We start from the raw sequence: 23043 nt of genomic DNA on the forward strand, positions 1-23043 counted from the left end.
TGTCGTCCTGTCGACACAGTCCCGCCGACCGTCCATGTCGGACCACCGCCCCGACCGAGTCCGGTGGGAATTGCGCAGCGGGCGGACGGTCCGATGTGGCTCCCGGGTGCGCGGGACGCCTGTGGTGCGGGCGTGGGCGGCGGCGGAGCGCCGGCTCAGGAGCCGGCGGGCCCGGTGTCGTCGGCGGGCGGGAACGCCAGCGCCACGGTCAGGTCGAGCACCGTGCCGGGCTCGTTCAGCCGGTCGCCGTACAGCTCGCGCAGCCGGCCCATCCGGTAGCGGACCGTCTGCGGGTGCACGAACAGGTCGGCGGCGACGTCGTCGCGGCGGCCCTGGTGCAGCAGCCAGGAACGCATCGTCTCGGCCAGCCGCGCGGCGGTCGCCGCCGGGAGCGTGGCCAGTGGCGCGAGCGCCTGGGCGCGCAGGTCGGCCAGCGCCTCCGGGTCGGTGTGCAGCACCAGCCGGGCGAGGTGCTGCTCGGTGTCCCACGCGGCGGCGTCCGCCGGTGACGGCAGGCCGAGGGCTAGCGCCTTCAGCACCCGCTCGTACGACCGGGCCACCGCGACCCAGGGCCGGGCCGGCCCGAGCACCGCGTGGTGCCCGTGCAGCGCCGTGGCGAGCTGCCGACGCCGCCCGCCGTGCATGTCCGGTACGAGCAGCAGCGCCCCCTCCTCGGCCCACTGCGCCCCGGGCAGTTCCTCGCCGCTCTCCAGGGTGTGCGCCGGGAGCACCGCGAGCACTCCGCGCAGGCTGCTGCGGGGCAGCACCACCACGGTCAGGGTCTGCGGCGGGGACCACTCGGCCCGTTCGGCGCTGCGCCGCAGCACCTCCTCCGGTTCCCCGGCGAGCAGTTGGTGGGTGAGCCGGTCCAGGTCGCGCCGCCGGGCCCGGCCGACGTTGGCCAGTTCGTCGGAGTGGCCCGCGACGCTGGCGGCGGAGAGTTCGTCGATGTAGGCGAACATCAGTTCGGCGAACTCGGCGACCGTCTCGGCGGACAGCCCGCTGCGCACGGTGGTGGTGGAGACCTCCCGCCAGGCCACCCGGGCCCCCACCCGGTAGGCGGCCAGCAACGCGTCCATGCTCCGCCCCGCCCGGGCCTCCCCGGCGCCCAGCGCGTACGCGGCCTCCAGCGCCCGAGCCAGCGGCGTGCTCGGGTCGGCCGCCGCGCCGGCCCGCTCGATGAGCTGGAGGAAGGTGCCCAACGCGATCCGTACCGCGTTCTCGATCTTCTCGCGCATCTGGCCGGTGAGGGTGCCGGAGTAGGCGGGCACCTCGGCGGTGATGGTGGTGACGGTGTGCGCGGCGACCATCGGCAGCCGGCCGCGTAACCGGGCGGCCACCGGCGCGTCGAGTTCCAGTCGGCCGCCCAGGTGGCTGGTCGCCCCCGATTCCGACATGTTGTTCCCTTCGAACAAGTTACCGCCTCCGATTCACCTTCCCCGGTCAAGATGTTATGCGAAAGTGCGAGGACCCTGGGTTCATGACCACCACCGTCCCGCCCCCTGCGGCGAAGACCACCGTCCGGGACCGGCTCCTGCGGTTGGCCGAGACGGTCACCACCCCGCTGCTGCCGGAGGACTACCTCGACCTGGTCGCGCCGCTGCGCGCCGGGGCCGCCCTGCGCGGGCGGATCGTCGCCGTCGAACCCGAGACCCGGGACGCGGCGACCCTCACCATCCGGCCCGGCCGCGACTGGCACGGCCACACCCCCGGCCAGTACGTCAGGCTCGGCGTCGACGTCGACGGGGTGCGCCAGTGGCGGGCCTACTCGTTGACCTCCGCCCCCGACCGCCCCGACCGCCTGATCAGCGTCACCGTCAAGGCCATCCCCGACGGCAGGGTCAGCAACCACCTGGTCCGGCGGACCCCGGTCGGCACCGTCGTCCAGCTCGACCAGGCGCTCGGTGACTTCGTCCTGCCCGACCCGGCCCCCGCCCGGGTGCTGTTCCTCACCGCCGGCAGCGGCATCACCCCCGTGATGGGCATGCTCCGCGCCGGCGTGCACGATCGTGCCGACGTGGTCGTGCTGCACTCCGCGCCGACCCCCGACGACGTCGTGTTCGGCCCGCAGCTGCGCGCGCTGGCCGCGCAGGGCGGCATCCGCCTGGTCGAGCGGCACACCGACCGGCACGGCCTGCTCGGCGTCGACGAACTGGCCACCCTGGTCCCCGACCACCTCGACCGGGAGACCTGGGCGTGCGGCCCGGTCGGCCTGCTCGACGCCGTGCAGCAGCACTGGACGGCGGCCGGCGTCGCCGACCGGCTGCACACCGAACGGTTCCGGCCGACGGTCCTCGCGCCCGGTGAGGGCGGCACCGTCACCTTCACCCGCACCGGCCTCACCCTCGCCGCCGACGGCGGCACCCCGATCCTCGACGCCGGTGAGGCCGCCGGCGCGCTGATGCCGTCCGGCTGCCGGATGGGCATCTGCTACGGCTGCGTCCTGCCGCTGCGCCAGGGCGCGGTGCGGGACCTGCGCACCGGGGAACTCACCACCGCCGTCCCCGGTGACGGCGTGCTCATCCAGACCTGCGTGTCGGCGGCGGCCGGTACCTGCGACATCGATCTCTGACCGGAGGCCGGACGTGACCGTCATCCAGCACAAGCCCGTCAACCCGATCGCCCACCTGAGCGCCGAGGACATCGAGACGCTCGGCAGGGAACTCGACGCCATCCGGGACCGGGTGCTCGCCGAGCGTGGCGCGAGCGACGCGGCCTACATCCGCAAGGTGATCAAGACCCAGCGGACCCTGGAGATGGGCAGCCGCGCGGTGCTGCTCTTCTCGCTCTTCCCGCCGGCCTGGGTGGTGGGCACCGCCGGCCTGGCGGTGGCCAAGATCCTGGAGAACATGGAGATCGGCCACAACATCCTGCACGGCCAGTACGACTTCATGCGCGACCCGAAGATCCACTCCACCACCTGGGAGTGGGACCACGTCTCCCCGGCCGACCAGTGGAAGCACTCGCACAACCAGCTGCACCACACGTACACCAACGTGCTGGGCAAGGACAACGACCTCGGGTACGGCATCATGCGCGTCGACGAGGACCAGAAGTGGTACCCGATGCACCTCGGCCAGCCGCTGTGGAACTTCGTCAACGCCTGCTTCTTCGAGTACGGCATCGCCGCGTACGACCTGGAGCTGGGCCGCAACCTGCGCAAGGGCCGGCACCGGACCCCCGAGTTCCGGGCCCGGCTGCGCGCCGTCGGCCGCAAGATCCGCCGCCAGGTGCTCAAGGACTACGTCATCCACCCGCTGCTGTCCGGCCCGTCCTTCCTCACCACCCTGGCCGCGACCTTCACCGCCAACCTGATCCGCAACCTGTGGAGCCACTCGGTGATCATGTGCGGCCACTTCCCCAGCGGGGTGGAGACGTTCTCCAAGACCTCGATCGAGGGCGAGACCCGGGGCGAGTGGTACCTGCGGCAGATGCTCGGCTCGGCCAACATCAGCGGCAGCCGGCTGCTGCACATCATGACCGGCAACCTGTCCTTCCAGATCGAGCACCATCTCTTCCCCGACCTGCCCAGCAAGCGCTACCAGGAGATCGCCCCGCAGGTACGGGCGCTGTTCGACAGGTACGGGCTGACCTACACCACGGGCCCGCTGCCCAAGCAGGTCGCCTCCGCCTGGTGGAAGGTCATCCGGCTCTCCCTGCCCAACCGGGAGACCGCCCCGCCGGCCGCCGACGAACCCCCGGCCCGGGTCCTCGCCACCTCCGGCGTCTGAGCACCGTCCGACGCCGGCCGGGCACAGCGCCCGGCCGGCGTCGAACGGTCAGCCGTCCCCGTCGACCCGGATCACCTCGGCCGCCGGGCGGCGCGGCGCCGCCGGTGGCCCGTCAGCAGCCGGTCCAGCGCACCGGGGTGAGCCGGTCGGTGGTGGTCCAGCCGACCGCCGTGCCGGTGTCGGTGACCGCCCGCGCCTGCACGTCGGGGAACCCGGCGACCGCCCCCGGCAGCGGCGTCACCCCGTCGGCGTGCCACACCGCCCGCAGGCCGAGCAGCACCCCACCGGCGGTCACGTCCTGCACCGGTCCCACCGCCGGATCGACGACGGTGGCCTTCCCGGTGCTCAGCTCCCACCGCACCGGGCTCCGGTCCCCGTCGGGGTCGTCGCCGGTGGTGCCGGCCGCCCACCCGCCCCGGGCCGCGAGCACCCAGGCGTTCGGCCGACCGGGCACGGTGAGCCGGACGAGGTGCCCGTCGGGGCGGCGCACCCAGCCGGCGTAGGACGACGAGCCCGCCGACACCCGGGCGTTGCCGACCACGGTGCCGTCGTCCAGCACCGTGACGGCGGCCCCGTCGGGCGGGGTGTCGATCGTCTCGACCGTGCCCGGCCGGTCCGCCGGCCAGCGCAACGCGATCGTGCGCTCGGTCGCCTCCACCGCGCCGTACCCCACGACGTCCCCGCGCCCGTTGATGCCGGTGGCCCAGGCACCCGAGACGCTCCCCGGGACGGGCAGGTCGGTCAGCCGGCCGTTCTGGTAGCGCCACGGCCGCTGCACGGCGGTGACGTAGGCGTTGCCGATCACCACGCCGGCGCTGTTGACGCCCACCACGTCCTCGGCCAGCGCGGTGTCCACGGCGGTGCCCCGGGCACCCTGCCAGAGCAGCAGCACCGGCTCCCACACCCCGTCGGTGATCCGGGTGCCGATGCCGGCGACGTACCGTCCGGTCGGGTCGACGGCCGTGGCCCGGCCGTGGGTCACCCCGGCGGGCAGGGGCAGCGGATGCAGCGCGCACAAACGCAGGCCGTCCCGGCGTGGTCCGGCGGGGGCGGTGCCGGGCAGGCCCAGTACGGCGGTCAGCAGGCCGACGGCGGCTACGGCGAGCAGGCGGTGACGGATCATGGTGGCTCCCATCGGACGTGGTGCGGGACCGCGCCCCGGCCCGTCGTGTCCGGCCCGCCGATGGGTGGGCGCGGGCAGGTCGTGCGGTGTGGCCGACCCGGCGGACCGGGCGTCGGTGACGCCTGTATGACGGTCGAGCCGGGCACCGGGTTACGGGCTGTCCGGAACGCGACCGCCCCCATCCCGTACCGCCCGCGCCCCGGCGGCCCGCGCGGTGTCCCGACCGGGCGCACCGCACGCCGGACGGGACGGCGGCGGGTGGCCCGCCCGTGCGGGATCATGGGGGGACCGGCGGAGGGAGTGCGATGGCCTACCTGTTCCTGCTGATCGCGATCGGTGCCGAAGTGGCCGGCACCAGCCTGCTCAAGGCGACGCAGGGGTTCACCCGGCTCTGGCCCACGGTCGGGCTGGCCGTGGCCTACCTGACGGCCTTCGGCATGCTCGCGCTGGCGGTCCGGGACATCCCGGTCGGGGTGGCGTACGCGATGTGGTCCGGGCTCGGCACCGCCGCGATCGTCGCCATCGGCGCGGCCTTCCTCGGCGAGCCGCTGAGCCTGACGAAGGTGGTCGGAGTGGGTCTGATCATCGGGGGAGTGGTCGTCCTCAACCTCGGTGGGGCGCACTGAGCCGGCCGCCCCGGTGCGGGGTCGGCCGGCCGCGGCGCGACTGCTAGCGGCGGCCCGCGGAATGCCTGTGCATCACCTGCCGCCCCCGCACGAACGCCAGCACGATCACCACCAGCAGCGCGACGAGGCCGATGATGGCCAGCCAACGGACCGCCTCCAGCAGCAGCCCGAGCAGGATGAGCGCGCCGCCGACGACACCGACGACCCAGAGCATGGCCCGCATGTCCACCTCCCGTGACTCACTGACCGGGCAGCCTTCCCGTTCCGGGCCGCCCTATGCCCCGCACGGGCACAGGGGGTCAGTGCGGGTCGGGCCGCCGGTGGGCGACGTAGACGGTGTTGGCGGACTCCCCGCCGGTCAGCGGGTTGGCGAACGGGACGACGTGCGCCTGCCAGGTGGTGAACACCTCGGCCAGGACCCGGCCGAACGCGTCGTCCGGCGGATCGTCCGACCAGAGCGCGAACACCCCGTCGGGCAGCAGCAGGTCGGCGAGCCGGCGCAGTCCCTCGGGGGTGTAGAAGGCGGCGTGGCTGGGGTGCAGCACGTTGCGTGGGGAGTGGTCGACGTCGAGCAGCACCGCGTGGAACCGGCGGCCCGGCTGGTCCGGGTCGAGACCGGTGCCGTCGGCGACCGCGGCGAAGAAGTCCGCCCGGACGAAGCGGGTCCGTGGGTCCGGGGCGAGACCGGCGGCGAAGGGGAGCAACTGCCGGCGGTGCCAGTCGATGACGTCCTCGATCGTCTCCACCACCAGCACCGTGCGTACCCGGGCGTCCTCCAGCGCGGTCCGGGCGGTGTAGCCGAGGCCGAGACCGCCGACCACCACGTCGAGCGGCCCGTCGCCCAACGGGGCCAGCCCCAGGCGGGCCAGTTCGATCTCGGCGACCGGGAAGAGGCTGGACATCAGGTACTCGTCGTCGAGCTTCACCTCGTAGACGTCCACGTCGAGCGCGGGTTCCCGCCGCCGGCGCAGGCTGATGGCGCCGATCGGGGTCTCCCGCCAGGCCAGTTCCTCGAATCGCACGCCCACCGGGCCGTCCCTCCACCGTCGTCGTGCCGGGATGCTACCGGGACGACCGGTTCGCCAGTGGCATCGGCGCGCGGTGGCACCCGTCCGCCGGGCCGGGGAGGCGTCGCGGGGCGGTGGCGGCCCCCGCCGGGCCACCACGCAGGGTCCCCAGGACATCGACGCAGCGCATATCCTGTCCGCCGAGGACTCGCGGAAGGGACGCCATGCCGTCGCGGCAGGACCAGCTCCACTCCTACCAGTTCACCGTGCAGCGGGCCGTCGCCGCCCTGGTCATGCGGGAGACCGACCCGGCGCGGTCACCGTTTCGCCGGCTGGCCGGCGCCGGGCTGGCCAGCGTCCTGGTGGCGGCGATCGGGCTGGGCGGCTGCGCCCTCTACGGCCTGTTCGTCGGGGGCGGGTCGACGTGGCGCGACACCGGCGCGGTGATCGTCGAGAAGGAGTCCGGGGCCCGGTTCGTCTACCGCGACGGCCTGCTGCACCCGGTGCTCAACTACGCCTCCGCGCTGCTGATCGTCGGGGCGGACCGGTCCCGGACGGTCCTGGTGTCCCGCCGGTCCATCGAGGGGGTGCCGCGCGGGCTGCCGCTGGGCATCGCCGACGCCCCGGACTCGCTGCCGGCCGCCGGGCGGCTGTCCACCGCGCCGTGGACGGTCTGCTCGCGGGAGCCGGCCGACCCGGCGCGCGCCGTACCCCGTTCGGCATTGCTGATCGGCTGGGAGGCGACCGGTGGGCGACCGCTCACCGAGGAGGCGGTGCTGGTCCGGCACCCCGACGGCGGGCTGCACCTGATCTGGCACCAGCGCCGGCACCTGCTGCGCGACACCGCCCGGGTGCTCGCCGCGCTGGCGACCACCCGGGAACGCGCGGTCCCCGCCGCTCCGGCGCTGCTCAACGCCTTGCCGGCGGGCGTCGACCTGGCTCCGCCGTCGCTGGCCGGGCTCGGCGAGCCCTCGTCCGGGGTCACCGACGCCACGGTCGGGGACGTCTTCCTGGTCCGCAACTCCGGCGGTGGCCGGCAGTACGCGGTCGCCGGGCGCGACGGCCTGGCCGGCATCACCGAACTCCAGGCGGCGCTGCTGATGGCCCGCACCGGTCAGGACGAGCCGGCCCCGATCAGCCTGGGCCGGTTCGCCGCGTCGCCCAAGCTGCCCGATCTGGTGCCGACCGGGCCGACCGCGCCACCACCGGCACCGCCCCGCCTGGCCGGCGTCGACGGCGGCGCACTCTGCGCCCGGATCGGCGACGACGGCACGGTCGGCGAGGTGCGGATCGACCCGGTCGTGCCGGATCTCACCGCCGCCCGCAGCACCGACGCCCCGGCTGGCGTGCGCGCCGACCAGGTGCTGGTCGAGCCGGGGCGCGGCGCGGTGGTCGAGTCGGTGGCCGCGCCGGGCGCCGACGGCGGGACCGTGTCGGTGGTCACCGACCTGGGCCGCCGCTACGTGCTCGCCGACGAGGGGGTGCTCGGCATGCTCGGCTACCGGGGGGTCACCCCGATCCGGCTCCCCGCCGGCCTGGTCAGCCTCGTTCCCGCCGGCAGCACCCTCGATCCGGTCGCCGCCCGGGCGGTCGCCGCCCCGTCCTGACCTGCGGCGTCCGGCGCGCTCCCGGGGAGGTGGGTCAGTCGGTGGGGCGGCGTAGCAGGCTGACGGCGAAGTCCGCCTCGTCCCGCCAGGGGCGCAGGTCCCAGGTGGCGAAGCGCTGTTCGAGCCGCAGGCCGGCGGCGGCCAGGTCGCTGTCGAAGTGGTCGAGCCGGTAGCCCCGGTCGAGGCCGAAGCCGACCAGCACCACCCCGTCCGGGCGCAGGTGGGCGGCGATCCGGGTCAGCACGGCGGGTTCGGTGCCGGCGGCGACGAAGGCCATCACGTTGCCGGCGACCACGGCGGCGTCGAACGGCTCCGGCTCGCCGTCGCCGGCGAGGTCCAGCGTGGCGAGGTCGGCGACCAGCCAGCGGGGCCCGGGATGGTCGGTGCGGGCCGCCTCGACCAGGGCGGGATCGGCGTCGACCCCGACCACCCGGTGCCCCCGCGCGGCGAGCGCGGCACCGACGCGTCCGGTGCCGCAGCCGGCGTCGAGGATGCGCGAGCCGGGGGCCACGACCGCGTCGACCAGGCGGGCCTCACCGGCCAGGTCGGCCCCCTCGGCGGCGAGCCGCCGGAAGCGGTCGATGTACCACTGGGAGTGTTCGGGGCCGGTCTCGGTCGCCCACCGGGTCGGGTTGGTCATGCCGCCACGGTAACCGGCAGGCCCGGCGTGCCGGGCGGGCCACGGCACTCCCGCCGTGCCCGGGGACCCGGAGCGGGACCCGGGCCGGTCGCGGCGGGCTCAGGGCAGCTGGGCCACCGTGACGAACTCGTTGTAGGTGAAGACCTTGCCCATCGACCGGGGGAAGGGGAAGGAGTACTGCTTCACCACCGTCATGCCGAGATCCCGGGCGGCCTGCGCGGCCTCGTCGAACCCGACGAACCGGACGTGGGTCGCGTCGCTGGCGTAACCCCGCTCCTGCGGGGTGATGAAGACCGCCGTGCCGCCGGAGCGCAGGAACGGCAGGTAGCTGGAGATGACCTCCAGGGCCGCCTCGGCGGGCAGGTGCTCCAGCAGGTGGGCGGCGAGCAGCGCGTCGAAGGCGCCGGGCCGGGCGTGCGGGGACTGGTGGAACTCCTCGATCGTGTACGCCTCCAGCCCGGCGGCCCGCGCGTGCGCCACCGAGGTGGGGTTGTGGTCCACCCCGACCGCGCCCTCGCCCAGGTTGGCCAGGTTGCGGCCGAGGCCGCAGCCGACGTCGAGGGTACGCCCCAGGTCGAGCCGCTGGAGGTTCCACCGGTAGGGCGCCTGCACGTCGAGCACCTGCTTCCAGCGCGCGCCACCGAGGCGTTGCAACCGCTGGGTGTACTCCTCACCCTCGGTGCCCGCCGCGGTGTCCTGCTCTGCTCGACTCATCGCCGGCCTCTCTGCCCGTCGCGGAAACGTCGCCACCCGGCGCGCGTGCGGAGGCACACCACCGGCCGTCGGGTGCCCGCGCCGACGCGGACACCCGACAGATGCTACGGACCCGGGCGGCCATCGTCAGCCCCCACCGGCGGCGGGTCGACCCTGGTGACGCAGGGTGGTATGGGGTTCGACCCTGGGTGCCGGCCGGGGTGACGCCGTGCCCGGGAGTCAGGCGACGCCGGCCGGGGTGACGCCGCCGGCCCGCAGCGCGGCCAGCGGGGCGTCGTCGACGGCGTAGCCGAGCGCGTCGACCACCTCGACCACGCCGCTGACCTGCGCGCTGAGGCGCAACGCCAGGTGCACGGCGGACCACCGGTCCAGCTGGCCGGTGAGGGTGACCACACCGCCGTGCACGGTCACCTCGACCGTGCCGTCGGGCACCCCGATCACCCGGCGCAGCACGTCGGTGACGATGTCGCGGCGGATGTCGGCGTCCGGCCGGAGGTGGACCCGCAGCAGGTCGCCCCGGGTGACGATGCCGACGAGACGGCCCAGGTCGTCGACGACGGGTAGCCGCTTGACGCCCCGCCGGTCCATGGTCCGGGCGGCCTGTGCCAGGGGCGCGCCGGGGGAGACGGTGACCGCCGGTGCGGTCATCAGGTCCCCGGCCAGGGTGGCGGTGGCCGGGGGCAGGACCGGATCGGGGCGGGCCGGAGGTCCCGGGTGGTCGGGCGACCCTAGGATGGCGGGGGCCCACGGCTGCGGCAACCCACCTGACCTGGCGTTAAGGTGCTGTCCACGATGGAAAATAGCCGGTTTGCAGGCTCTTTCACCGCAAAATTACTTGTCGGTAGATACTTAGGCTGAAACTCCTTTTCGCGCTAGGGGGATGATCGGCCGATTTTCGCCGTCCGATCTTCAGGGGGTGGTGGGCCCTTCGGTCCGACTCCGATCGATGATCTTTCCTCGGCTGGATGTCGTCCTATTCTGCTTCCATTGTGAAGTCCTGGGGGGGATCATGATCACAATTGGCTGTTCCCGCGCGGCTGCCCACAGTGGAGCCGAGCCGATCCGCTGACATGGCGCAACCGACGATCATCCAACAGTTCGCCGAGGTCTCGGCCACCCGTACCGACCACCCGGCGATCCTCGGCGAGACCCACGAGGTCAGCTACGCCGCCCTGGCCGCCACCGTCGGCGGGCACGCCGTCGCGCTCACCGCAGCCGGCGTCCGCCCCGGCGACCGGGTCGCTCTGCTCACCGGGCACGGCGCCGCCACCATCGCCGCCGTCCTCGGCACCCTCGCCGCCGGTGGCGTGTACGTGCCACTGGACCCCGGGTTCCCGGTCGACCGGCTCCGGCACATGCTTGCCGCCGCCGACGTACGCGTCATCGCCTGCGCCCCCGACCACCGCGACCTCGCCGAGGCCCTCTGCGCCACCCGACCCGGCACCGCCGTGCTGGTCCTCGACCCGACCGCCACCGCCGGGCTGCACCCCCTCCCGGTCGACCCCGACAGCCCGGCCTACGTGCTGTTCACCTCCGGCTCCACCGGCACCCCCAAAGCCGTCGCGCAGACCCACCGCAACCTGCGGCACGTCGTCGACAACCAGATCCGCACCCTGGCGATCGGCCCGACCGACCGGCTCAGCCTGCTCGCCTCGTTCAGCTTCGACGCGGCCATCCCCGACCTCTACCCGGCCCTGCTCACCGGGGCCGCCGTCGTCCCGGTCGACCTGCGGCGGCACGGCCTCTCGTACGCCGTCGGGCAGCTCGCCCGGCACCGGGTCACCGTCTACCACTCCACCCCGACGGTCTACCGGTTCCTGCTCGACACCCTCGGCGAGCGGCGGCTGGACAGCATCCGGGTGGTGCTGCTCGGCGGCGAGCAGGCCACCGCCGCCGACGCCGCCCGGGGCCGCGACCGGTTCGCCCCGGGATGCGTGCTGGTCAACGGCTACGGCGCCACCGAGATGACGTTCGCGGCCCGGCACGCGCTGCCGCTGGCCGAAGCCGACCCGACCGGCACCGGCCCGCTGCCGATCGGCACGGCGCTGCCCGGCTACACGCTGCGGCTGGCCGACTCCGGCGAGATCGTGGTGCACAGCCCGCACCTCGCCCCCGGCTACCTCGGCCAGCACAGCGACCGGTTCGGCGTCGACCCCGACGGGACGCCCACCTACGCCACAGGCGACCTGGGCGCGTTGCTGCCCGGCGGGGAGCTGCTCTGCCTCGGCCGGCTCGACCGCCAGGTCAAGGTCCGTGGGTTCCGGGTCGAGCTGACCGAGGTCGAGGCGGCCCTCGCCGCGCAGCCCGGCGTCGCCGCCGTCCGCGCCATCGCCCGCGACGGGACACTGCTGGCGTACGCCGTGCCGGCCGGCGGCCATCTCGACCCGGCGGCGCTGCGCGCCGCCCTCGCCCGACGGCTGCCCGACTACGCGCTGCCCCGCGCTGTGCTGGTCCTCGACGCGTTCCCGCTCACCGTCACCGGCAAGATCGACGAGCTGGCGCTGCCCGACCCGCCCCGGACGGTCCCCGCCGGACAGGAGCCGGCCACCGACACCGAGCGGGCCGTGCACGACATCTGGTGCACGGTGCTCGGCCGCGACGCCGTCGGCCGGCAGGAGAGCTTCTTCGACGCCGGCGGACAGTCCCTGCTGCTCGGCCAGGTGCAGCAGCGCATCGCCGCCCGGTTCGGCACGACGCTGCCCATGGTGCGGCTGTTCGCCCACCCGACGATCGCCGCCCAGGCCCGGCTGCTCGACCCGGGCGTCGACGGGCCGCCGGCCCGGGCGGAACGCACCGTCCCCGTCCCCGCGCCGACCCTGCCCACCCCGACCGCGCCGCCGGTCGCCGCCCGCGACTACACCGGCGACGAGATCGTGGTGGTGGGCCTCGCCGGCCGGTTCCCCGGCGCACCCGACGCCGCCACCTTCTGGTGGAACGTCTGCGCCGGGGTCGACTCGGTGCACGACCACTCCGACGCCGAGCTGGCCGCCCTCGGCATCGGGCCGCGGCTGCGCGCCGACCCCCGGCACGTACGGGCCACCGGCCGGCTCGACGGGGTCACCGACTTCGACGCCGAGTTCTTCGCCATGGGCGACGAGGAAGCCGCCCGCACCGACCCCCAGCACCGGCTCTTCCTGGAGACCGCGTGGGAGGCGCTGGAGGACGCCGGGCACGACCCGACCCGCTTCCCCGGACTGGTCGGCGTCTACGCGGCCACCTCCGCCAACCGCTACTTCCTGTTCCACCTGATGGACAACCCGGCCGTGGTCGGCGACGTCGACCCGGACGACTGGGAAGCCCGGCTCATCGGCCGGCAGGCCACCGACCACCTGCCCGGCCAGGTGGCGTACCGGCTCGGGTTGACCGGGCCGGCGGTGGCCGTGCAGAGCGCCTGCTCCAGCTCCCTGGTCGCGGTCTGCGTCGCCGCCCAGAGCCTCGCCGACTACCAGTGCGACATCGCCCTCGCCGGCGGGGTCAACGTCACCTGGCCCCGCTACCGGGCCACCCCCGGCGGGCTGGCCTCCCCGGACGGCCGCTGCCGCGCCTTCGACGAGGCCGCCGCGGGCTCCGGTTTCGGTTCCGGGGTCGGCGTGGTCGCGCTGCGCCGGCTCGCCGACGCCCAGGCCGACGGGGACCGGATCTACGCCGTCCTGCCCGGCTGGGCGGTCACCAACGACGGCCCCGACCGGGCCGGCTTCGCGGTGCCCGGACCCGCCGGCCAGGCCGCCGCCGTCGCGAACGCCCTGGCCGCCGCCGAGGTCGCCCCCGGCGAGGTCCGCTTCATCGAGGCCCACGGCAGCGGTACGCCGCTGGGCGACGCCATCGAGGTCGCCGCCCTGCACGAGGTGTACGGCGGAGCCGCCCCCGCCGAGTCCTGCGCGCTCGGCGCGGTGAAGACCAACATCGGTCACCTCGACGCCGGGGCCGGCATCGCCGGGCTGATCAAGACGGTGCTCGCCGTCCAGCACGGGGTGATCCCGCCCAACCTGCACTTCACCCGCCCGCACCCCGAGATCGACCTGGCCGGCGGCCCGTTCTACGTGCCGACCAAGGCGCGGGACTGGCCGGACGCGCCGCGCCGGGTGGCCGGGGTCAGCGCGTTCGGGCTCGGCGGCACCAACGCGCACGTGGTCGTGGAACAGCCGCCACCTGCCGTACCGGCCGAGCCGTCGCCCCCACGGGCCTGGCTGCTGCCGGTGTCGGCACGTACCCCGCAGGCGTTGCGGGCGGCGCTGACCCGGCTGCGGCACCACCTCGCCGGCGTCGGACCGGCGCTGCCCGAGGTGGCCGCCACCCTGGCGCTGGGCCGGCGGTCCTTCGCCAGGCGGGCCGCCGTGGTGGCCGCCGACCTGGCCGAGGCGGTCGCCGGACTGGACGAACTGCTCGCCACCGACGCCACCGTGGCCGGTGCGCCGGGGGCGCTGCGTGACCTGGCCGCCGGCTGGGTGGCCGGCCGCGACGTCGACTGGGCCGCGCTGCACCCCGAGGGCGCCGTCCGGCGCACCGGACTGCCCGGCTACCCCTTCCAGCGCCGGCGGCACTGGATCGACCCACCGCAGAGAGGCGCACGGTGAACTGGTACGTCTCGCCCGGAAGCCGACCCCAGGCACCGGCGCAGTTGTTCTGCCTGCCGTACGCCGGGGGCGGAGCCAGCGCGTTCCGCCGCTGGCAGCAGGAGGCCGGCCCCGACGTGGAGGTGCTGCCGGTGCAGCTGCCCGGCCGGGAGAACCGGATCGGCGACGACCCGGACTTCACCGTCGCGGAGCTGGCCACCGCCATCGCCGACCGGGCCGACCGCCCGTACGCGATCTACGGGCACTCGATGGGCGGGCGGCTCGGCTTCGAGGTGGTCCGGGAACTGCGCCGGGCCGGCCGGGAGCTGCCCGTGCGGCTGTACGTCGGCGGTGCCCGCGCCCCGCACGTCACCGCCGTGAGTTTCTTCGACGGACTGTCCCGGGTGGACGACGACGAACTGCTGCGCCGACTCGCCGCCGGCGGTGGCCTGCCCGACGGCCTGCTGGACCACCCGGAGCTGGTGGAACTGCTGCTGCCGTTGCTGCGCGCCGACTTCGGCCGGGTCGACAGCTACCGCTACCTGCCCGAAGCGCCGCTGCCGGTGCCGGTGGTGGCGTTCGCCGGGCGGCACGACCTGGCGGTCAGCCGGGAACAGAGCGCCGCCTGGGCCGAGCACACCGCCGCCGGCTTCACCCTGCACGAACTCGACGGCGGCCACTTCTTCCTGCACGACCGGCTGCCCGAACTGCTGCGGCTGATCCGCGCCGACCTGACCACCGCTGACGCAGCACCCGCCCACGCCGTCGCAGCACCCGCCCACCCCGACGCGACCCCGGCCGTCGGCGCGGCTGCGGCCCCGGCTCGGGGCGGGATCGGCGGCCACCGGGTGCCGCTGGGCGACACCGGCTGGTCGGTGTGGCGCGACGCGATCCTGCGCGGCACCGGCTTCCCCGCCGACGGGCTCACCCGCTTCGCCGCCCCGCAGGTCGCCGCAGCCGCCGACGACCTGCTCGACGGCGACCCCACACCGGACCGGTTCGACAAGGAGTTCGCCGAGGCGGTCCGCGCCGCCGCGCACCGGTGCAGCGAACTGGCCGCCGACCCGCTGCTGCGGGAGGCGGTCACCTGGCAGAACCGGGGCGCGCTGGTCGCCCTGGACGGGCTGGCCCGCAGCGGCGGCGACGCGGCCCGCAACGTGCGCCGCCGCGACCGCGAGCGGGCGCTGCTCAAGTACTGGCAGCGCTACGCCGGCAAGAACGAGACGGTCGGCTTCTTCGGCCCGAGCTGCTGGGTCACCGTCGACCCGCAGCAGCCGGAGGTGGCCCGCGTCGAGCACGGCGCGGCGCTGACCCGCCGCCGGTGGGTCTGGTTCGAGTCGTGGGCGCTGTCGGCGTACGCCGACCGGATCGGCACCGACCCGGCGGTCCGCCGCTGGTGGCCGCCCCGGCTCTGCGCCCAGCTCAGCGTCCGGGGCCGGGAGGTGTGGCGGCCCGGCCGGCCACCGGTCCCGCTGTCCCCGGTGGAGGCCGCGCTGCTCGCCGCCGTCGACGGCCACCGGCCGGCGTACGACCTGGTGGCCGACCCGACCGTCGGGCTGCGCCGGCCCGAGGACGGCTACGCCCTGCTGGACCGGCTGGTGGCCCGGGAACTGCTCACCTGGGACGCCGCCCTGCCGGTCAGCCCCGACGCCGAGCCGGTGCTCTCCGCCCGGATCGCCGCGATCGGCGACGAACCGGCCCGGCTGGCCGCACAGGCCGGCTGGGACCGGCTGCGGGCGGCCCGCGACGCCGTCGCCGCCGCGGCCGGCGACCCCGACCGGCTGCGGGTCGCCCTCGACGAACTGGACGACACCTTCACCGCGCTGACCGGGGCCGCCCCCCGCCGCCGCGAGGGCCAGATGTACGCCGGCCGCACCATCTGTTACGAGGACACCAGCCGGGACCTCGACGCGGTCTTCGGCGCACCCCTGCTGGCCGACCTCGCCGCCCCGCTCGACGTGCTGCTGCGTGCCGCGCGCTGGCTGGTGCAGGCGCTGGCGCAGGCGTACGACGCGGTGTTCCGCTCGCTCTACGAGGAGTTGCGCGCCGAGGCCGGTGACGGCCCGGTCGCCCTGTCCGACCTGTGGTTCCTGGTCCAGGGCCTGTTCTGGGGCGAGGGGGAACGGCCGGTCGACGCGGTGGCCGCCGAGTTCGCCGCCCGCTGGGCCGGACTGTTCGGGCTGGACACCCGGCCCGCCGACGCCGGGGTCGTCCGGCTGCGGGTCACCGACCTCGCCGACCGGGTCGACGCGACCTTCCCCGCCGCCCGACCCGCCTGGTCCAACGCTCTGCTGCACAGCCCCGACCTGCAGATCTGCGCCACCGACGTGGACGCCCTGCGGCGCGGGGAGTACACCGTCGTGCTGGGCGAACTGCACGCCGGCTGGTCGTCGTTCGACTGCTCGGTGTTCACCCCCGCGCACCCGGACGTGGAGCGGCTGCGCGCCGCGCTCGCCGAGGACCTCGGCGCGCGACGGGTCCGGCTGCTGTTCCCGACCGACTGGCCGCGCCGGACCAGTCGTACCGCCGAGGCGCTGACCGGCCCGACCGACAGGCACCTGGCGTTCCTGCCCGCGCCCGGTGGCGACCCGGCCCGGCTGCTGCCCACGGTGGACCTCACCGTCACCGACGAGCGGGGCGAACTGGTCGCGACCGCCGGCGACGGGCAGCGGTGGCCGCTGGTGGAGATCTTCGCCGAGTTGCTCAGCGCCCACGCCGTCGACGGGTTCAAGCTGGTCGCCGCCGCGCCCCGTACGCCCCGGATCGTGCTGGACAACCTGGTGGTGGCGCGTGCGACGTGGCGGACCACCGTCGGGGAGTGCGGATTCGCCGACGCGCGTGGGGAACGCGACCGCTACCTCGCCGTCCGGGCCTGGCGGCGGCAGCTGGGCCTGCCGGAGCAGGTCTACGTCAAGCTCGGCACCGAGACCAAGCCCTGCTTCGTCGACCTGAGCAGCCCCGCCTTCGCCAACATGCTCTGCGCCATGGTCCGGGCCGCCCGGGTCGACGGCGGCGACGGGGTCTCCCTGGTGGTCAGCGAGATGCTGCCCACCCCCGACCAGGCGTGGGTGCCCGACGCCGCCGGCCGGCGCTACTTCAGCGAGCTGCGGTTGCAGATCGTCGACGCCCCCGCCGGGGAGGCCACCCGATGAGCCACCTGATACCCCTGGGCGGCACCGGCTGGTCGGTGTGGCGGGACGTGGTGCTGCGCAGCGCCGGCTTCCCCGCCGCCGGGCTCGACCGGTTCGCCGCCCCCGACACGGCCGCCGCCGCCGACGGTGTGCTCGCCGGTGAGGTCCCGCCGGAGGTCTTCGGCAAGCTCCTCGGCGCGGCCCTCCTGGAGTCCTCGACCGCCGCCGGGGAGATCGCCGCCGACCCGCTGCTGCGGGAGGCGATCACCTGGCAGAACCCGGACATGCTGGCGGCGCTGGACGGGCTGCTGCGCACCGATCCGGCGGTGCGCAACTCCCCCCGCCGCAAACGCGAGGCCCGCCTGCTGCGCTACTGGCAGCGGTACTGCGGAAAGGCCGAGACGATCGGCTTCTTCGGCCCGGTCTGCTGGGGCGTGTTCGACCCCGCCCACCCGGGCGTCGAGCTGCGCCCCGGCCCGACCCTGGTCACCCGCCGACAGGTGTTCTTCGAGGCGTGGGCGCTGACCGAGTACGCCGACCGGCTCGCCGACGACCTCGCCGTACGCCGGTGGTGGGCCCCGATGCGGCAACCGCACCTGACCGTCGAGGACCGCCGGCTGCGCCGGCCGCTGCACCCGCCGATCACGCTGACCGCCACCGAGGCCCGGCTGTTGGCCGACTGCGACGGCCGGACCCCCGCCGTCGAGCTGGTCCGGCGGCTGCACGCCGACGGGCTCGTGCACCGCGTCGACGACGGCTACCTGCTGCTGGACCGCTGGGTCGAGCGGGGACACCTCTCCTGGGGGGCCAACCTGCCGGTCAGCCCGGACGCCGAACGGGTGCTCGCCGACCGGATCGCCGCGATCGGCGACGACACGGCCCGCGCCGCGGCCGCCGCCGGGTTCGACAGGCTGCGGACGGCCCGGGACGAGGTCGCCGCCGCCGCCGGTGACCCGGACCGGCTCGCCGCCGCGCTGGCCCGCCTCAACGCCGAGTTCACCGCCGTCACCGGCCGGCCCGCCACCCGCCACCGTGGCCAGATGTACGCCGGCCGCACCGTCTGCTACGAGGACTCCGCCCGGGACCTGGAGTTCCGCCTCGGCGCGCCGGTCCTCGACGCGCTGGCCGCCCCGCTGGCAGTGGTGTTGCAGGCCGCCCGCTGGCTGACCGCCGAGATCGGCGTCGGGGTCAGCGCCCTGCTGGCCGAACTCCACGACGAGCTGGCCGCCGACGGGCCGGTCCGGCTGGCCGACATCTGGTCGCTGGCCCAGGGCACGCTTGTCGCCCCGCATGGGCCGGTCGCCACCGCGGGGGCCGAACTCACCGAGCGGTGGGCCCGGCTGTTCGGCCTGCGGGACCTGCCGGCGGACTGCGTCGAGCTGCGGCTGTCCGCCGCCGACCTGGCCGGGCAGGTGCCCACCGTCTTTCCCGCCGACCGGCCCGGCTGGCCGTCGGCCCGGCTGCACAACCCCGACGTGCAGATCGCCGCCGCCTCCCCGCAGGCGTTTGCGCGGGGAGAGTTCCTGCTGGTCCTCGGCGAGCTGCATCCGGCCGCGATCGCCTTCGACAGCGCGGTGCTCAGCATGTTCCACCCCGACCCGGCGGCGCTGCGGGCGGACTTCGACACCGACCTCGGCCCGACCCGGCTGCGGGTGCTGTGGCCGGAGAGCTTCCCCCGGCGGGCCACCCGCACCACCTACGGCCTGCCCGGGCCCACCGACCGTGAGCTGGGCATCGACACCGCGCAGGGGGCCGACGTCGACCGGCTGGTGGCGTCCACCGCCGTCACCGTCGCCTACGACGGCGACGAACTGGTCGCGGTCTTCCCCGACGGTGCCCGCTGGCCGCTGGTGGAGGTCTTCGCCCAGGTCCTCGGCGCGCTGATGCTGGACGCGTTCAAGCTGCTCGACCCGGCCCCGCACACGCCCCGGATCGTCATCGACCGGCTGGTGGTGGCCCGCCGCACCTGGCGGACCACGGTGGGGTCCAGCGGCCTGGCCGGGCACCCCGACGAGACGGCCCGCTACCTCGCGGTACGCCGCTTCCGGGCCGCCGCCGACCTGCCCGAGCGGGTGTTCGTCAAGGTCGGCACCGAGGTCAAACCCTGCTACGTCGACCTGACCGGCCCGCTGTACGCCCAGTCGCTGTGCGCCATGGTCGATGCCGCCGCCCGGACCGGCCCGGACGTCCCGCTGGTCGTCACCGAGCTGCTGCCCACCCCGGCCGACAGCTGGGTGCCCGACGCGGCGGGCCGGGGCCACGTCAGCGAACTGCGTCTGCTGATCACCGACCCGGCCACCTACCCGGGCGTCGAACCCGCCAGCCACCGGGGAGCCGACCCCGCCACCGTACGGGGAGTGCAGTGACCGACATCCTGACCGTCAGCGCCCTCGCCGGGCAGGCCCTGCCCTGGCCGGACGGCACGCTTGCCGACCTGATCGTCGAGCGGGCGGCCCGCTGCCCGGACGCGGTGGCGGTGCGCCAGTGGGACGACCGGCTCACCTACCGGGAACTGGTAGGCCGGGCGGCCGGCCTCGCCGCCGCCCTGCGGGCCCGGGGGGTGGGCCGGCAGACCCGGGTGGGCATCTGCGCCCACCGCCGCCCCGACCTCGTGGTCGACGTCCTCGGCGTGCTGCTCGCCGGCGGCTGCTACGTGCCGCTGGAGCCCGGTGGCCCCCGGCAGCGGCTACGGGAGATCGCCGCCGACGCCGGGGTGACGCTGGTGGTCGGCGACGCGGCGGCTGTCGAGTTCGCCGACACCCCCGGAATCGAGGTGGTCACCGCCACCGGTCCGGCCCCGCTGGCACCCTGCCCGGCGCGGGCCGGCGACCCGGCGTACGTGCTGTTCACCTCCGGCTCCACCGGCCGGCCCAAGGGGGTGCTGACCACCCACCGCAACGTGGTGGAGTTCGTCACCGGCTGCGCCGCGCTCGCCGCCGCCGACGCCGGGGTGCGCAGCCTCGGCATCGCCTCCCTCGGCTTCGACGCGGCCAGCATCGACCTGTTCGTCCCACTGCTGCTCGGCGGCAGCGTGCAACTGCTCGGCGGCGACGACCGGTCCGACCCGGACCGGCTGGCCCGGTTCATCGCCGCCCACGACGTGAACTGGGGCTTCATCACCCCGACCGTGCTGTCCATGCTGGACCCGGCGCGGGTGCCCGGCTGGCGGACGGTGCTCTGCGGCGGCGAGGCCGTCCCCGCCGACCTGGCCGCCCGCTGGGCGCCGGGACGACGGCTGCTCAACGGCTACGGCCCCACCGAGACCACCGTGCTGGCGGTCAGCGGCGACCTGACCGCCGCCGACACCGACCCGGTGCCGATCGGGCTGCCGCTGCCCAACCACCGGGCGTACGTGGTGGACGACGCGCTGCGGGCGGTACCGCCGGGGCAGACCGGGGAGCTGCTGATCGGCGGGCCGGGGCTGGCCGACGGCTACCTCAACCGGCCCGGCCTGACCGCCGACCGGTTCGTCCCCGACCCGTTCTCCGGGCTGCCCGGCGAGCGGCTCTACCGCACCGGCGACCTCGTCCGGCAGGCCGACGACGGGCGGATCGTCTACCTCGGCCGGGCCGACCGGCAGGTCAAGATCCGGGGCCAGCGGATCGAACTGGGCGAGGTGGAGGCCGGGCTGGCCGCCGTGCCCGGCGTCGACCGGGTGGCCGTCGAGGCGGTGCCCGGCCCGGCCGGAACCGAACTGGTCGCCTTCCTCACCCCGGCCACCGCGCCCGACGACGACGCCGTCCGGGCGTACGCCGGAGGGCGGTTGACCGCCGCGATGCTGCCGGCGCGGCTGCTGCGCCGCGACGACCTGCCGGTCAGCGCCACCACCGGCAAGCTGGACCGGCCGGCGCTGCGTGCCCTGGCCGACGCCGCCCTGACCGCCGCCCCCGCCGGCGAACCGACCGACGAGCCGACCGACCCGGTCGAGCGGGCCGTCCGGCGCGCCTGGACCCGGCTGCTCGGCACGGCACCCGCCCCGGACACCGACTTCCTCGCCGCCGGCGGCAACTCCATCGCCGCGATGCGGCTGGTCGCCGCGCTCCGCGCCGAACTGGGCCGGCACGTCGACACCCGGGACGTGCTGGCCGGGCGCACCCCGGCCGCGCTGGCCGCCCGGCTGCGGGCCGCCGCGCCCGCCGCCGCCGACGGCCTGACCACCGGCAACCCGCCGACGCTGTCCCCGCCGCAGCGTCGGTTGTGGTTCGTCGACCAACTCGCCCCCTCCAGCGCCCCCTACAACATCGCGGTCGCGCACCGGCTGCGCGGCCCACTGGACACCGGGGCGCTCGGCGCGGCGCTGCGGGCCGTGGCCACCCGGCACGACGTGCTGCGCTGGCGCATCCCGCAGACCGCCGGGGTGCCCTACGCGGTGTGCGAGGAACCGACCGACGTGGCCGTGCCGGTGGTCGACCTGACCGGCCGCGCCGACGCCGAGGCCGAACTGGCCCGGATGCTCGCCGCCGGTGCCGCGCACGCGTTCGACCTGGCCACCGGCCCGCCCTGGCAGGTGACCGTCTACCGGCTCGGCCCCGACGAGCACGTGCTGGCGATGACCATGCACCACGCGGTCTTCGACGGCTGGTCCGAGGCGGTCCTCTACGCCGACCTGGCCACCGGGTACGCGCACGCCGTCGCCGGCACCTCGCCGGCCCTGCCGCCGCTCACCGCCTCATACGCCGACTACGCGGTGTGGCGCGACGCGCGGGACCGCAGGCAGGGCCCCGCCGACCTCACCTGGTGGGCGGAGCACCTGCGGGGCGTGCCGACCGTGCTGGACCTGCCCCGCGACCGCCCCCGCCCGGCCGTGCAGACGTACGCGGGCGCGGAGGCGGCGGTGACCCTGACCGCCACCGCCGACCGGGCGGTGCGGGACCTAGCCGAGCGGCGCGGCAGCACCGTCGCGGCGGTGCTGCTGGCCGGGTTCGCCGAACTGCTGCGCCGGCTCACCGGCGGCGACGACCATGTGGTCGGGGCGATCGTCGCCGACCGCCGCCTGGCCGCCTTCGACGACGTGGTCGGCTTCTTCATCGACACCGTCCCGGTGCGGCTGCGCACCGGCCCCGACGGCACGGCCGGCGGGGCCGGCTTCGCCGAACTGGTCGACAGGTGCGCCGCCGAACTGCACGAGGCGACCGCCCACCCGGGCGCGCCGCTGGAGAAGCTCGTCGAGACCCTCGGCGTCGGCCGGGAAACCTCCCGGGCGCCCCTGGTGCAGGTGCTGTTCAACGTGCTCAACTTCACCGCGCCCCGGCTGACGCTGACCGGGCTGACCGCCGAGGCGCTGCCGGTGCCCAAGCCCGGCTCCCCGTTCGACGTCACCGTCTACGTGGTGCAGCGCGACGGCCGGTGCGGGGTGGACGCGGTCTACAACCCGGACCTGTTCGACGCCGACCGGATCGACGCGCTCCTGGCCGACCTCGCCGACCTGGTCGGCGCGCTCGCCGCCGACCCGGACACCCCGGCCGGCACGGTCGCCGTGGCGCTGCCCCGGCCGACCGTCCGGGTCGCGGCGCTGGGCGCGATGACCGTGGCCGCCACCGCCCCGGCCCCGGTCGCGCCGGTGCCGACCGGGCCGGACGAGCTGACCGAGACCGAGGAGCTGATCGCCGGCATCTGGCGGCAGGTGCTGGAACGCGACCGGGTCGGGGTCGCCGACAACTTCTTCGACATCGGCGGGCACTCGCTGGCCCTGGCGGCGGTGCACGCCCGGCTCACCGCCGCCACCGGCAGGTCGATCACCATGCTCGACCTGTTCCGGCACCCCACCGTCCGGGCGCTCGCCGCCAGCCTCGACGGGGCCGCCGACCGACCCGAGCTGGCCCGCGCCGCGTTGCGCGCCGCCGCCCGGCGCGGCCGGACCCGTCGTACCCCGCCACCCCGCCGACCGCACCACCAGTGACGACGCCTCCCT

The 23043-nt window shown here is 75.7% G+C and carries 15 protein-coding genes; 8 read left to right on the forward strand and 7 right to left on the reverse strand.

Annotated features, from left to right (window positions below; genetic code table 11):
• Positions 1-155: 155 nt before the first annotated feature.
• Positions 156-1397 carry a PucR family transcriptional regulator gene (locus Q2K16_RS02320; RefSeq protein WP_302743300.1) on the reverse strand — a complete coding sequence of 414 codons (1242 nt, stop codon included), beginning with the start codon at positions 1395-1397 and terminating at the stop codon, positions 156-158.
• Positions 1398-1480: 83 nt separating this feature from the next.
• Between Q2K16_RS02320 and Q2K16_RS02325 the strand changes: the two genes are divergently transcribed.
• Both Q2K16_RS02325 and Q2K16_RS02330 read left to right on the forward strand, forming a co-directional pair.
• Complete coding sequence (locus Q2K16_RS02325; RefSeq protein WP_302743301.1) at positions 1481-2572, forward strand: ferredoxin reductase; 1092 nt, start codon at positions 1481-1483, stop codon at positions 2570-2572.
• Positions 2573-2585: 13 nt separating this feature from the next.
• The gene (locus Q2K16_RS02330; protein WP_302743302.1) at positions 2586-3731 is read left to right on the forward strand and encodes a fatty acid desaturase family protein; all 1146 of its coding nucleotides are present in this window, start codon (positions 2586-2588) and stop codon (positions 3729-3731) included.
• A gap of 112 nt (positions 3732-3843) precedes the next feature.
• Here the strand turns inward: Q2K16_RS02330 and Q2K16_RS02335 are convergent, their stop codons facing one another.
• Positions 3844-4854, reverse strand: coding sequence for a hypothetical protein (locus Q2K16_RS02335; protein WP_302743303.1), 1011 nt, complete (start codon positions 4852-4854; stop codon positions 3844-3846).
• A 305-nt stretch (positions 4855-5159) separates the two neighbouring features.
• Here Q2K16_RS02335 and Q2K16_RS02340 point away from each other — a divergent pair, with 305 nt between their 5' ends.
• Positions 5160-5480 (forward strand): DMT family transporter, encoded by a 321-nt coding sequence (locus tag Q2K16_RS02340; RefSeq protein WP_302743304.1) that lies wholly within the window; start codon positions 5160-5162, stop codon positions 5478-5480.
• Between the two features lie 43 nt (positions 5481-5523).
• Here Q2K16_RS02340 and Q2K16_RS02345 read toward each other — a convergent pair whose 3' ends face one another.
• Entirely contained in the window at positions 5524-5703 is a 180-nt protein-coding gene (locus Q2K16_RS02345) for a hypothetical protein (RefSeq protein WP_145920419.1), read from the reverse strand.
• Positions 5704-5779: 76 nt separating this feature from the next.
• Positions 5780-6508 (reverse strand): polyamine aminopropyltransferase, encoded by a 729-nt coding sequence (locus tag Q2K16_RS02350; RefSeq protein WP_302743305.1) that lies wholly within the window; start codon positions 6506-6508, stop codon positions 5780-5782.
• 203 nt (positions 6509-6711) lie between these two features.
• Between Q2K16_RS02350 and eccB the strand changes: the two genes are divergently transcribed.
• Positions 6712-8094 (forward strand): type VII secretion protein EccB, encoded by a 1383-nt coding sequence (gene eccB / locus Q2K16_RS02355; RefSeq protein WP_302743306.1) that lies wholly within the window; start codon positions 6712-6714, stop codon positions 8092-8094.
• Between the two features lie 34 nt (positions 8095-8128).
• Here the strand turns inward: eccB and Q2K16_RS02360 are convergent, their stop codons facing one another.
• The 3 genes from Q2K16_RS02360 to Q2K16_RS02370 form a co-directional block, all read right to left on the reverse strand.
• Positions 8129-8734, reverse strand: coding sequence for a class I SAM-dependent methyltransferase (locus tag Q2K16_RS02360; RefSeq protein WP_302743307.1), 606 nt, complete (start codon positions 8732-8734; stop codon positions 8129-8131).
• 99 nt (positions 8735-8833) lie between these two features.
• On the reverse strand, positions 8834-9448 hold the full coding sequence (locus Q2K16_RS02365; protein ID WP_302743308.1) for a methyltransferase domain-containing protein: 615 nt from the start codon (positions 9446-9448) through the stop codon (positions 8834-8836).
• A 219-nt stretch (positions 9449-9667) separates the two neighbouring features.
• A complete protein-coding gene (locus Q2K16_RS02370; RefSeq protein ID WP_302743309.1) occupies positions 9668-10096 on the reverse strand; it encodes a CBS domain-containing protein in 429 nt (142 codons plus the stop codon).
• Positions 10097-10518: 422 nt separating this feature from the next.
• Here Q2K16_RS02370 and Q2K16_RS02375 point away from each other — a divergent pair, with 422 nt between their 5' ends.
• Genes Q2K16_RS02375 through Q2K16_RS02390 form a run of 4 tightly spaced genes read left to right on the forward strand, consistent with a single transcriptional unit; the run spans position 10519 to position 23031 of the window.
• Complete coding sequence (locus tag Q2K16_RS02375; protein WP_302743310.1) at positions 10519-14022, forward strand: AMP-binding protein; 3504 nt, start codon at positions 10519-10521, stop codon at positions 14020-14022.
• Positions 14019-17153 carry a thioesterase domain-containing protein gene (locus Q2K16_RS02380; RefSeq protein ID WP_302743311.1) on the forward strand — a complete coding sequence of 1045 codons (3135 nt, stop codon included), beginning with the start codon at positions 14019-14021 and terminating at the stop codon, positions 17151-17153. The genes Q2K16_RS02375 and Q2K16_RS02380 overlap by 4 nt, the downstream gene beginning before the upstream one ends.
• On the forward strand, positions 17150-19498 hold the full coding sequence (locus tag Q2K16_RS02385; protein ID WP_302743312.1) for a lantibiotic dehydratase: 2349 nt from the start codon (positions 17150-17152) through the stop codon (positions 19496-19498). The genes Q2K16_RS02380 and Q2K16_RS02385 overlap by 4 nt, the downstream gene beginning before the upstream one ends.
• The gene (locus Q2K16_RS02390; protein WP_302743313.1) at positions 19495-23031 is read left to right on the forward strand and encodes an amino acid adenylation domain-containing protein; all 3537 of its coding nucleotides are present in this window, start codon (positions 19495-19497) and stop codon (positions 23029-23031) included. Before Q2K16_RS02385 ends, Q2K16_RS02390 begins: the two co-directional genes overlap by 4 nt.
• Positions 23032-23043 lie beyond the last annotated feature (12 nt).

This window comes from Micromonospora cynarisoli, assembly GCF_030518815.1.
In the GTDB taxonomy this organism is placed as follows: Bacteria; Actinomycetota; Actinomycetes; order Mycobacteriales; family Micromonosporaceae; genus Micromonospora; species Micromonospora wenchangensis.